Annotated in this window: 8 protein-coding genes, 1 tRNA gene and 1 pseudogene; 3 read left to right on the top strand and 7 right to left on the bottom strand. The window is 61.4% G+C overall.

Annotated features, from left to right (window positions below):
* Window positions 1–412 precede the first annotated feature (412 nt).
* The 3 genes from ACUIAD_RS02670 to ACUIAD_RS02660 all read right to left on the bottom strand — a co-directional run bounded on the left by ACUIAD_RS02670 (window position 413) and on the right by ACUIAD_RS02660 (window position 3,603).
* A tRNA-Thr gene (locus tag ACUIAD_RS02670) sits at window positions 413–486 on the bottom strand.
* A 110-nt stretch (window positions 487–596) separates the two neighbouring features.
* Window positions 597–1,520, bottom strand: coding sequence for a DsbA family protein (locus tag ACUIAD_RS02665; RefSeq protein ID WP_445343610.1), 924 nt, complete (start codon window positions 1,518–1,520; stop codon window positions 597–599).
* Window positions 1,521–1,581: 61 nt separating this feature from the next.
* Entirely contained in the window at window positions 1,582–3,603 is a 2,022-nt protein-coding gene (locus tag ACUIAD_RS02660; protein WP_445343609.1) for a serine/threonine-protein kinase, read from the bottom strand.
* Between the two features lie 172 nt (window positions 3,604–3,775).
* Between ACUIAD_RS02660 and ACUIAD_RS02655 the strand changes: the two genes are divergently transcribed.
* The 3 genes and pseudogenes from ACUIAD_RS02655 to ACUIAD_RS02645 form a co-directional block, all read left to right on the top strand.
* Window positions 3,776–4,174, top strand: coding sequence for a carboxymuconolactone decarboxylase family protein (locus ACUIAD_RS02655; protein ID WP_110452870.1), 399 nt, complete (start codon window positions 3,776–3,778; stop codon window positions 4,172–4,174).
* A 286-nt stretch (window positions 4,175–4,460) separates the two neighbouring features.
* On the top strand, window positions 4,461–5,588 hold the full coding sequence (locus ACUIAD_RS02650) for an ABC transporter ATP-binding protein (RefSeq protein ID WP_110452869.1): 1,128 nt from the start codon (window positions 4,461–4,463) through the stop codon (window positions 5,586–5,588).
* 170 nt (window positions 5,589–5,758) lie between these two features.
* Window positions 5,759–7,168: pseudogene (locus ACUIAD_RS02645) on the top strand (DUF4032 domain-containing protein); the annotation flags it as partial.
* A gap of 381 nt (window positions 7,169–7,549) precedes the next feature.
* On the opposite strand, the gene rlmB reads toward ACUIAD_RS02645, so the two are convergent.
* The 4 genes from rlmB to ACUIAD_RS02625 form a co-directional block, all read right to left on the bottom strand.
* Window positions 7,550–8,542, bottom strand: coding sequence for a 23S rRNA (guanosine(2251)-2'-O)-methyltransferase RlmB (gene rlmB, locus ACUIAD_RS02640; protein ID WP_110452867.1), 993 nt, complete (start codon window positions 8,540–8,542; stop codon window positions 7,550–7,552).
* Window positions 8,543–8,655: 113 nt separating this feature from the next.
* On the bottom strand, window positions 8,656–9,426 hold the full coding sequence (locus ACUIAD_RS02635; protein WP_110452866.1) for a carboxymuconolactone decarboxylase family protein: 771 nt from the start codon (window positions 9,424–9,426) through the stop codon (window positions 8,656–8,658).
* 107 nt (window positions 9,427–9,533) lie between these two features.
* A complete protein-coding gene (dcd, locus tag ACUIAD_RS02630; RefSeq protein ID WP_445343608.1) occupies window positions 9,534–10,115 on the bottom strand; it encodes a dCTP deaminase in 582 nt (193 codons plus the stop codon).
* 832 nt (window positions 10,116–10,947) lie between these two features.
* Window positions 10,948–12,357 carry an MFS transporter gene (locus ACUIAD_RS02625; RefSeq protein WP_110452865.1) on the bottom strand — a complete coding sequence of 470 codons (1,410 nt, stop codon included), beginning with the start codon at window positions 12,355–12,357 and terminating at the stop codon, window positions 10,948–10,950.
* Between the last annotated feature and the right edge of the window lie 5 nt (window positions 12,358–12,362).

Below are 12,362 nucleotides of genomic sequence, written 5' to 3'. Positions count from 1 at the left end.
CTCGCCTCCCCGTTCCTGCCTTGTCTGTACCAGGCAATTTTAGCGGCGCGGGCATGGAGCGAGGCCGCACAATCAACAAGGTCGGGCAAATATCCACATTTGTTGCCGATGGGCCGCAATAAAAGAGCCGACCGACCATCAATGGCCGGTCGGCTCTTTGAGACCCGGGCCTTGTGCCGACAGGTCAACGTCAAGAGGACGGGAATGAAGGGGAATAATCCCGTCCTCGGATACGAACGGAGTTGGTTGGGGAAAAGGCTCCGTTCGTACTTCGGAGAACAAGCCTCCGAAATGACTTACTCGAGGGAAGTATTTGCAATTATCCAGGTAATTATCCAGGTAATATCCATTATTATAGCCCGCCTGGAGACAAAGCTGAATAGATGGGTTTGCTGGTTCATTTCTAGCGTAGAGCCTCCTGTCAGAGTCGAACTGACGACCTGCCGCTTACAAGGCGGCTGCTCTGGCCAACTGAGCTAAGGAGGCGGTCCCGGTGGTCCATAACAGCATTCCGGGCCGCGGTACGGAATGATATCGTACCATCACCGTGTGCCCAAGAGGACGCTAGGCGCGAAATTTCTTTATACCTGCCTGGTTCAATCCAGCGAGCGCGGATGACCGGAGGCGCCGATGGCAGGCATCGCTCCCTTGACGCCCACCTTGGCCTGGTCCAGACACAGAGCCTTGAGCAGGCCTGAGCGGTAGTCCATGCCAGCTTGGGACAGGTCACTCAGATCCCAGTAATTGCCGTTGATACGCACCGTGGGCGTGCTCATCTGCCCCTTGTTGGCCCCGGTGGGATTCCAGAGCTCCTTGCGCAGGGGGGTATAGGTATCCATGGCCTTGATCCAGGCCCGGTAGTGCCCCTTGACTGCCTGGTCGGCCACTTGGGGATCGACCCCGGCCTTGATGGCCTGCTGACGAATCTTGTCGTTGCTGATGGGATGGTAGTCGGACTCGTCCGGCTGAAAGTCCTTGGCGTAGAGATTGGCGATGAAGGGCAGCAGATGGTCGGGATCGTGCTGAGCCACGTAGATGGTGGCCGTGCCTGTCCTGGTCGAGTAGCTGTCGGTGGAGAGCCGGTCCATGAAGCTCATGGGGTAGATGACCAGGTTGATCTGCCCGGCATCCACCAGACCGGTCAGGGTGGAGTCCAGCCCGCGGTGCAGGGCGCCGCAGCCTGGGCACATGAAGTCCATGTAGATCTCCACGGTTGGAGCCTTGGCCACCGGCTTATTGAGCCCTTGTGAGCTGATCAGGAAGCCGCCCTGGTCGTTGGCGGCCGAGGGCTTCTCCTTGACCCGTGCGACAGCCTGACGGGCCTGCTCCAGGTCCTGGGTCTTGACCGGGCGATGGCTGCGCCAGTAAACGAATCCGCCCAGGGCGATCATGGCAATGATCACCACGGTGACGATGACGCCGATCATGGTCTGCTGGCGTCGTTCCTTGGCCTCTTGGAGCCGTCGGGCCTCTTCCTGGGCCTTGAGCGCGGCCTGACGGTTCTGCTTGCCTTTGGACATGACCTGGATCCTTTCCTTGGCATACTGAGCATAGTGTAGCCGCCAGGGGTGGAGCGTGGCCTTAGACGCGCAGGAGGCGAATGGGGGACCAGTCCATGGAAGGCTGGACGATCAGCCCGGCTACCAGGACGGCCACAATCAGCAGCCAGAGCAGGAGCAGAATCCACCCGCGGCGAGGATTGCCTGGCGCTTCGGGATCCTGGCGTCCCAGGGGGATGCGGCCCGCCGCCAGACGCAGGGCCATGTTGCCGCTGCCGACTTTATGGTCTGAGCGATTCTTCGTCGGCAGCGTCGTCAGCAGCCAGCCGACCAGTGTCGCCAGAGCCATGGCCAGTCCGCCCGCGGATAGAGGTCTGGCCGCTGGCAGGGGTAAGGTCAGCAGATGCCCGCCCAGGGTCAGGCCTGCACGAACAGTGGTGAGGATGCCCGCCCAGGTCAGCGGCAGAGCGACCAGAACCTGTATGAGGATTATGCCCGGCAGACGCAGCAGGGCGGCTGCCAGTCCCCTGAGCAGGTGCCAGGGAAGGGCAGCTGCGTTCAGCAGACGGTCAGTGCCTCGCCGAGGGCCGTCACGGCGCAGTTCGCGTTCGATCTGAGCTTTAATGCTCCATCCTGCGGTGCTGAGGGCCCAGAGGAGGATTCCGGCGGTCGCCAGAGCCGAGACCGGGGCCAGTACTGTCAGCAGGGCAGGGAGCATTCCCAGCATGACCAGGCAGGGGGTTCCGGCATTGAGGTAGCGCAGGCATCGAATCTGGGCGGCGGGCTGGTCCCCCAGCCAGTGGGCATTCGTGCCGCTGTGGTACCCGTCGGGCAGGGGCCGGGCCGGCGGCAACGGGTCCTGGAGGCTGGTGGCTTGAAGATCTTGACGGTCGGCTAGGGGCTGATGATCCTGCCAAGTCTGCGTCTGCTCCTCGGCCGCCGGAAGAGGATTCAAAAGGCTGGTGGGCTGCTCCAAGTCAGGCAGGAGGGTCGTTCGTTCATCGGCTTTGCCGTCTGTCAGGAGCCGTGACCAGGCCGTTCGCGGACTTTCTGGATCAGCCTGCGCGCTCGACGGCATGGTTATGGTTGCCGGCTCGACGAGCATAGTGGGGGCATCGGCCCGTCTTTCAGCCTCCGAAGAGTCGTCGCCAAAAGGGCGCATCGTCTCCTGACGATCCTTGTTTGGCTTCCCGTCGGTCTGCTGCCCGCTCACAGCCTGGTCGTCCTGTTCAAGCTGCCAGGCTTGCGGGTCCATGGCATCCCGGCTGATGGCCTCCAAGAGCTCCTGGGGTGTGCAGCGCGCCGTCCGGTTAGGGGAGAGGGCCGATCGCAGGGCTTTCATGGTACCTATGGGCAGCCCGGATAGGTCGGCATTGCCCGAGGCTTCGCGTTCCAGCACCGCCATCATGGGTTTGGTGCCGAAGACAGCTCGTCCGGTGGCTGCGTATGCCAAAACGGCTGCTGTGCTCCACCAGTCGGTTCCCTGATCAGCCTCAGCTCCGTCGATGATCTCAGGGGCGATGAAGCCAGGGGTACCCATGACCAGTCCTGTCCGGGTCACGTGGCTTTGCCCCTGGCCCATGGCAATGCCGAAGTCCACCAGCACCGGTCCAGAGACCGAAATCATGACGTTGGTGGGCTTGATGTCCCGGTGGACGATACCCGCTTGGTGCACGGCTGCGACGGCATCGGTCAGCTTCCGCGTCAGCCGTTCCAGGTCGTCGCCCCGGTAAGGGCCATTGACAGCCACGTCGTCGCGCAGATTGCGCCCTTCGATCAGTTCGGTCACGATGAAGGCCAAGGCATCATCAAGCTCCATATCCACGATCCGGCAGACGCCTGGATGGCGGATCCGTTGCAGGGCCAGAGCCTCGCGCCGCAGGCGCTCGCGAGCCGAGGCGCGGTTACGCTCTTCTGGGCTGTCGGGTGAGTCCTGGTCGTCTTCTGCCAGGGATTCCCGCAGGATCTTCATGGCGTAGTCCTGGCCCCCGTCATCACGCGCGCGCCAGACGGAACCCATGGCCCCGCCGCCCAGGGGCTCGATCAGGGTGTAGCCCCCGACCAGCCGTCCAGGCTTCAGATCCAATCCCTCAAGATCGCTCATATCTCCATTGTGCCCCGCCTTGTTGAAAAGGACCTGATTGTCGCCTTCTGCGGTTTCGTCGCATTTCCAATTGCCGGAGGAGGCTTGGCCGCCGATGGTATAATGCGTAAACAGGCATCGATGCAATATTATCTGCGGGAAAATATGCAGAACAATAGAAAGAATAGACTTTATGGAAGCTTCGCGTTTTGAAAAGGGATCTGAGGCCTTGGCCGCCATCGACGGCAAGGGAGGTCAGGCAGTCATTGACTCTCTGCAGGACATAGCCCCGGATCTTGGCCGCTGGATAGTCGAATTCGCCTTCGGCGACATATACACCCGGAAAGGACTCGATCTTCAGCAGCGTGAGCTGGTTACGATAGGCAGTCTGGTTACGCAGGGGGATACGGCTCCGCAGTTGGCTGTTCACATACAGGGAGCCCTGAATGTAGGGCTGAGCAAGGCGGCCGTGGTCGAAGCCATACTTCAATGCGCTCCCTACGTGGGTTTTCCAAGGGTCATTAATGCGATCAATGTGGCCAGAACGGTCTTCGAGCGCGGTTCCGAAGATTCAGCCAAGCCCAAGGATTGAGCCAGCAAGGCTCTCGTGTGTTCGCTGAAACTGCGAAATCATGGGATTTCTGCCAATCTCGGCAAGCCCGATCATAGTCAACGGCACGCACGGCTAATTCAGGCATCGGTGTATATCGGTGTATAGTAGGCACTGGCTCAAGGGAGAGTTTCTCTTAACCGCACAATAGAAAACCGTCGCATGGCCATGCCGATGTCGGTGTTGACCCCAGGACGGAAACCACAGTGAACATCAACCCCTTCACTACGGATCGTTCGGCACGTACCTGCCGATGAAAGGATGAACAATGGCAGAAGTGGTATTCGACCACGTCACTCGTATCTACCCGGGCAACGATGAGCCCTCGGTCAGTGACCTCAGTCTGGACATCAAAGACGGTGAATTTCTGGTTCTGGTAGGACCTTCCGGCTGCGGAAAGTCCACCACCCTGCGCATGCTGGCCGGCCTGGAGGAGGTCAACAAGGGCCGCATCATGATTGGTGACAAGGACGTGACGACCATGCAGCCCAAGGATCGAGACATCGCCATGGTCTTCCAGAACTACGCCCTTTACCCTCATATGACCGTAGCCGACAACATGGGCTTCGCCCTGAAGATCGCCGGTACACCCAAGGATGAGATCCGCCAGCGGGTGGAGAAGGCTGCAGAGGTGCTGGATCTGACCGAGTACCTGGACCGCAAGCCCAAGGCTCTGTCCGGTGGTCAGCGTCAGCGTGTAGCTATGGGCCGCGCCATTGTGCGGCAGCCCAAGGTCTTCCTGATGGATGAGCCTCTGTCCAACCTGGACGCCAAGCTGCGTGTCCAGACCCGTACCCAGATCGCCGCCCTGCAGCGTCAGCTCAACGTCACCACCCTGTACGTGACCCACGATCAGACCGAGGCTCTGACCATGGGCGACAGGATCGCCGTCATCAAGCTGGGCGTCCTGCAGCAGGTTGGCGCGCCTACCGAGCTCTATGATCGGCCCGAGAACGTTTTCGTGGCCGGCTTCATCGGGTCGCCCTCTATGAACATCAACATCCATCCCGTGGTCAACGGACAGGCCAAGATCGGTGAGGACACCATCAGCCTGCCGCGCGAGGCCGTCGGCAAGCTGACCCCCGACGATCAGGGCAAGATCGTCGTGGGCTTCCGTCCCGAGGATGCTTCTTTGGCTGGTGCCGCTGAGCCCGAAGCCTTCTCTCTGAAGGTGGCCAACGTGGAGGACCTGGGTTCCGACGGCTACATCTACGGCAACATTTTAACCGACAACAGTGCGGCTGAGCAGTCCATCGTCATGTCCGACCAGAACAAGCTGACCACCATTCGCGTCAATCCGCGCGACCTGCCCAAGGTGGGCGACGTGGTCAAGATCCACATCGATCCTGCCAAGATGCACCTGTTCTCCCCGGCCACCGAGCTGCGGCTGAACTGAGCCCTCCTGCGACTCTGCGATTCGGCAACGGTTTTCCGCCGACCCGCAGAGCCCGTATTGATTGTCGATATCATTTCCTTTCCTTGTTGACCGGGTGACCAGGAGCCCCGCGCGGCGCATCCGTGCGGGGCTCCTCCCGTATAGGATGGGCGGCAATGGGACGGAGAAGCATGACTAGCGTGAATATCAACCGGGCAACGGCCTCCTCTCTGGATCCCCGTGCCCTGAAAGCCACCTCGATAAAAACTGCGGCCGATCCCTCTTCCGAGCAGGAGCCAGCTGCCTTGCACATCACGGCCACCAGCTCCAATCCCAGGATGTTCACACTGCCTTGGGAGCGGCCTTTGGCCACCTGGCCTCGGGATCTGCTGGCCAACCTGCCCAGAGGCATCTCCCGGCACGTGGTCCGCTTTGTACACGTGGGCGACGATGTCTACGCCATGAAGGAAATCACCCAGCGGGTGGCCGAGCGTGAGTATGAGCTCCTGCGTAAGTTGCAGAAATTGGAACTTCCTACGGTCAACCCCATCGCTGTAGTCACCGGTCGGCATACTCGCGAGGGCGAGCCTCTGGAGGCCATGCTGGTTACTCAGCATCTCAAGTTCTCGCTGCCCTATCGCGCCTTATTCGCCCGTAATCTGCGTCCGGACACGGCCGAGCGCCTGATCGATGCCCTGGCGGTCCTCTTGGTGAGGCTGCATCTGGCAGGTTTCTACTGGGGAGATGTCTCCCTGTCCAACGTGCTCTTCCTGCGTGACGCCGATGCCTTTTCGGCCTGTCTGGTCGATGCCGAGACTGGCGATCTGCATCCAAGCCTGACCGACGGGCAGCGCGAGTATGACATCGACCTGGCCAGGACCAACATCATCGGCGAGCTTATGGATCTGGGTTCCGGCAACCTGCTGGCTGGCGAGGTGGACGAGGTCGGCGTAGGCAACCGGCTAGTGGACCGCTATCACTCACTGTGGAGCGCGCTGACAGACGTGGACAGCTTCGATCCGGATGAGATGTGGAAGATCGAGCGCCGCGTCAACCGGCTCAACGATCTGGGCTTCGACGTAGACGAGCTGGAGATGAAGACCGAGGAGGATGGCAACCGGGTGCTGGTGCGCCCAAGGGTGGTCGATGCCGGTTATGCCTCCCGCAAGCTGCTGAGGCTGACCGGTCTGGATGTGCAGGAGAACCAGGCCCGGCGGCTGCTCAACGATCTGGATGCCTACCGGGCATCCACCTGGCGACAGGGCGAGGACCTGGAGATTGTGGCCACCGATTGGATGCGCGAGGTCTTCGAGCCCACCGTGCGCATGATCCCGCCGGAATACCGCTCGCAGATCGAACCGGCCCAGTTCTTCCATGAAGTGCTGACCCACCGCTGGCTGATGGCCGAGAAGGCCGGTCACGACGTGCCCATGGCCGAGGCCGTGCAGAGCTATATCAGCGAATCCCTGCCCGAGTACCGGTTGGACTCCGAAGACATGAGGACCATCAATGAAGAGGCCGATGCCGGTGTGGTGGATGACGAGATGAATTGGCAGGGCACTCATGCTCAGGCTGGTCAGGATGGGCAAGCCTCGCATGATAGGACCGGCAAGGACGCAGGTGGCCGCGAGGTGGGCGGCCAAGACGCGAACAACAGTGACATGAACATCCAGACCAAGGCTGGAGGCCAGGCCGGAGCAGACGCCCAGACGGATCGTGATCGAGCGCGCGGGGGAGTGCCGTCGCAATCATCCTTTGAGGATACGAATGGCGGCCGAAACTCGCTGAGATCGGTCTACGCCCCCGGCAGCCTGGATGCGGCTGCCGACCAGGACGATCAGGATGACGCGGTCTGGGCCTCCAGCTGACTCTTGGGTTTGTGTGCGGCAAGGGTCTGTTGCATGCTGGCTGTTGCCGCGTGGTCTGATCGCGTCCAGATTGCCGATACCTGCCAAGGCCATTTGGTTTTGCTGATGGCAAGGCTATTTGGTTTTGCTGATGGAACGGCGGCGTGCCATCGCTACGGCGTAGAGGCTGATACCGGCTGCCACCGAGGCGTTCAAGGATTCCACCGAGCTGGAAATGGGGATGGAGGCCAGGGCATCACAGTTCTCGCGGACCAGGCGGCTCAGCCCCTTGCCCTCGGAGCCCAGGACCACCACCAGAGGATCGGCCTCGAAGCCGGTCTCGCCTACTATGGTGCTGCCTGCGCCGTCCAGGCCAACTGCGTAGTAGCCGCGCTCCTTGAGCCCTTGAATGGCCTTGGTCAGATTGACCACGCGGGCCACAGGCAGATGGGCGGCGGCTCCGGCGGACACCTTCCAGGCCGCAGCTGTGACCGAGGCGCTGCGACGCTCGGGCAGAACCACCCCTGATGCCCCAAAGGCCGCAGCGGAACGAATCACGGCCCCGAGATTCTGCGGATCAGTGACCCCATCCAGGGCGATGAAAAGCGGACGTGCGGCAAACCTAGACGCCTGGTCGGCCCCTTCCAGTGCAGCCGCGCGCTTCTCGGCCCTGTCGACCAGGCTCTGCAGGGAGGCATACTGGTAGGGCTGGACCTTGAGGACCACGCCCTGGTGGCTGCTGGATCGGGCGATGCGGTTCATCTCCAGACGGTCAGCTTCCAGCAGGTTGAGTCCCTCCTGTCCGGCCAGCCGCACGATCTCCCTGGTTCTGTCATCATGGTCCATTCGGGCGGCCAGATAGAGCTGACTGGCCGGTACTCCTACGCGCAGGGCTTCCAGGACGGCGTTGCGGCCGATGACCAGATCGTCGGAATCGGAAGCGAACCGGTCAGCCCGGCGACGGGCAGCCAGACGCGGATCGGCTGCCTGCCTGCGCTGGGCCGCCTGCCGGGCCTTGTAGGCCTTGTGGTAGACACGATCTTCGGCCTTGGGGGTAGGCCCCCGCCCGCGCAGTTTATTGCGGTGTTTGCCGCCCGAACCCTTGGTCGGGCCTTTCTTGTTAGCCATGTCTTCAGTGTAAAGGCAGGCGGGAACCGGTCAGGCATGCGTCGGACTCGATATCTGCAGGGCGAAGACTCACTGTACTTGTGCAGATCAGGCTGCGTGGATCGGCGCGCGGGTCACCCCAGAGCGGCTACCTGGTCAGGGTCTGGGAACTCCATCCATTCGGCAGGGGGCTGTCCCTTCGAGACCGGAGTGATGGCGATGTGGGCCATGGATGACCGGCCCGAGGCCCCATGCCAATGCCTGACGCCTGCCGGGCAGAAGATCACGTCGCCGGGCTTCAGCCTGCGGGGCTGATGGCCCTCCTCCTGCTCCCACCCCTGCCCGGCGGTGACGATCAGAAGCTGGCCATGTGGGTGGGTATGCCAGCGGTTGACGCACCCAGGTGCGAAGGTCACATTGCCGGCTGAGCATTCCGCGTCCGGATCAGTCAGGCGGTGCAGCCAGACATGGCCGCTGAAATTGGGTCCGTCAGCTGAATCTCCCAAGGGATAGGGTCCTGAATCCGGCTCGGTCCTGGATTCAGCTGCGGTCGCAGCCTTGTCCTGGCTCTTGTCGTCACGGTCGCCCTCGCCGTAGACTTCCTTGGCCAGGGCGAAAGCCGACCATGCCTTGGGCCATCCCGCATAGAAGGCCAGATGGGTGATCAGCGCCACCATTTGAGCGCGAGTGACGCCATTGCTCTTGGCCATGACCATATGGCTCTTCAACTGGGGAAAGAGCCCCATGCTCATTAGGCCCGCGCAGGTGATCATGCTGCGGTCCCGGGCCGAAAGCTCATCCTCGCGTGACCAGACCTGGCCGAAGAGCACATCATCATTGAGATGGGCGAATTGTGGTGCGAACCGGCCGAGCTGATCGTGGCCCGCCGTCTGTTTGATTGCCATGGGTTGATCTCCTTGCCGTCATCTTGTCCGGGTCATTCCGGCAGATTCAGCTATACCTCTTGAAGTGTGCTCGAAGTCAAGGAGACGGTGGATATGGCTGTGGGCAGTCAGTCCGAGACGTCGGCCTTGTAGAAGTTGACGTAGGAGCGGGACGGGGTCGGTCCGCGCTGGCCCTGGTAGTGGGATCCGTTGTGCTCGGAACCATAGGGGTACTGGGCGGGTGAGGAGAGCTGGAAGAAGCACATCTGGCCGATCTTCATGCCTGGCCAGAGCTTGACCGGCAGCGTGCTTACGTTGGACAGCTCCAGAGTGATGTGACCTTCAAAGCCGGGATCGACGAATCCGGCGGTGGAGTGGGTCAGAATGCCCAGACGGCCTAGAGAGCTCTTGCCTTCCAGCCGCGCGGCCAGCGTCGAGTCCAGCTTGACGTACTCCCAGGTGGATCCCAGGACGAACTCGCCGGGGTGCAGAATCCAAGGCTCGTCTTTGGGCACTTCGAACTGCTCGGTCAATGCACCCTGGTCCTCTGCGGGATCCACATAGGTGTACTGATGGTTGTTGAAGACTCGGAAGTAGCGGTCCAGTCGTACGTCCACGCTCGAGGGCTGGACCATGGCCGGCGTCCACGGGTCCAAATTCAGGTGTCCTGCCTGGTGGGCATCCAGGATGTCATGATCGCTGAGCAGCATGCCTAGGTATCTCCTTCAGAGTCGTTGGCGGCAGGTCTCTCGGCAGGCGGAAGACCATCCGCAATCCAGTCTAATCGGCCCTGTGCCCGCCGTCCGATCCTGCTGAATTCACAGAGAATTTTCAGATAACACTATCGTCCTCATAAGGTAAGCGTTCTTTACTATAAGTGTCGGCACAAAAACCGAACGGGCGGCTGACCCCCGTCCGACAACTGATTTCCCTTTCTTCTCTCTCGCCCGGCGGTGTTCACGCACCGTCGGGTTCTCTTTGTTCTGGAGTGCATACTGGTCTGCGAATGTTTCTTGTGAAACCCCTTGCCGCCAGCGGCTGGATTTGCGTTCGTCAATGCCATGACAGGGCAGTCAGGCGCTTGCAAGTCCATCAGTCGTTCGATGCTTGGCCAAACCGGGTTCAGCTCCCTTGAACTGCTCCCTGTCTTGGATTCAAGATCCAGGGCCGACGGATCTTGAAGATGGGAGCGAAAAATCCGTGCAGCTGTATTCCCTGGTCCCTCTACTCGAACATCTCCATAGGCTGTGCTCCGATCCATGGTCTGAACCATAGGCAAAGCATGAAGGCTGGGGCTGAAGGTATGGAAGAACCCCCGCCAGTTATGGCTATGACGGGGGTTCTCCACCGGGGGGAGGGAGCGGTCTTCTCGCTTTCGGCGGCTGAGGGAAGAGGGGGACTACACATTGCCGAAAGCTGTCCGAACTCCGCTTCCTCCCCGGTTCGAGCGGCCGGATGCCAGGCCTGGGTCTGACTCATCCCCAAAGCCGGGAAGAGCGGACCAGGCCATGCGGTCATCCGACCAAGTATGTGTCAGTCACATCAGCCTTGCTCCTGGGGAGCCTTGGCTGACATGGCCTTGTGGAAAACGGCCACGATGATCAGGGCCAGCAGGGCGGCCAGCGCCATGACCCAGAACATGTTGGCCGCCTGGGCCTGGATGCCGGTCTTGACGCCTGCCAAAGCATGCGACCCGAATTGTGGATTGGCCATGAGTCCGCTGTATACAGCCATCCCGATGGAGGCTGAGGTGTTCATCATCAGATCCCCGATGCCGATGCCGCGTCCGTTCTGGTCCACTGGCAGGGTGGCCGAGAAGGAGTCGTAGAGGGGCGTGTAGGACATGGTGATGCCGGCGATGAAGACCGAGGCCAAGGCGGTCAGGACCCAGAAGCCCGAGGTGAGCATCAGGGCCGAACCGGCCGCTCCGACGATCATGAGCAGGGCAGACAGGATCAGCATGGGCAGGCGTCCCATGGCGTTCATGATGGCTCCGGACAGGCAGCCCACCAGAGTGGCCACGATGTAGACGATGGTCAGGCAGAGGGAGACCTGGCTCAGGGAGATCCCGTAGATGCGGTCGCCAATCACGTTGTAGATGGGCACGCAGGCGAAGTTGAAGAAGTAGAAGACGAAGAGGGCCAGGAGGACAGCCATGTAGGCGCCGTTGGTCACGAATCCGCGGCTCAGGAAGGGGTTGGCGCCCTTCCAGACGTAACCGGCGAAGATCAGGATCAGGACGGCCAGCACCCCCAGCATCCAGGTGGCCGGGAAGGAGAAGTAGACGGCCACGAATCCGGCTATCAGCGCGAACAGGGCGATGCCGAAGACATCGATGCGCTCGCCCTTGATGCCGGTGTCCGGCGTGTACTTCAGCACCGGGGGGATCAAAAGAATGGAGACCAGCGGCACCAGGAAGAGGTAGCGCCAATCGATGGAGGTGATCAGTCCGCCAGCGAAGATGCCCACGGCGGAGGATGCGTAGTAGACGGCGTTGAAGATGCCTAGGTAGAAGGCGCGCTCCTTGTCGCTCAGGTACTTCATGGCCATGACCAGAAAGACTGATCCGGCCACCTGACCGCCTGCGGTCTGGATCATGCGGGCCAGGACGACGGCCCAGAAGTTCGATGAGCCGAAGAAGCCCAAGAGGCTGCCGATGATCAAGGCACCCACTCCGAACAGAGTCATCTTCCTAGGGGAGATGTAGTCGCAGAGGGTTCCGTAGAGCATGCAGACCACGCCCAGGACGATCCCGGGCAGGGTGCTGATCAGCGAGGCGTTGGCGGACATCCCTAGGGAGTCGCCCACATTCTGGAAGACCAGGTTGAAGGCCTGGATCATCAGGGTGCCCAGCAGGAAGATGGCCAGCAGCGCCGGCAGGGCCCGCTTGGTGCTGCGGCGGTTCTCGTCCATGGCCGCTTCGGTAGCCCCGGTGGTGATGGATTCGCTCATGACTG

The organism is Bifidobacterium sp. ESL0819 (genome assembly GCF_052606245.1).
This window is presented reverse-complemented; position numbering and strand designations above follow the sequence as displayed.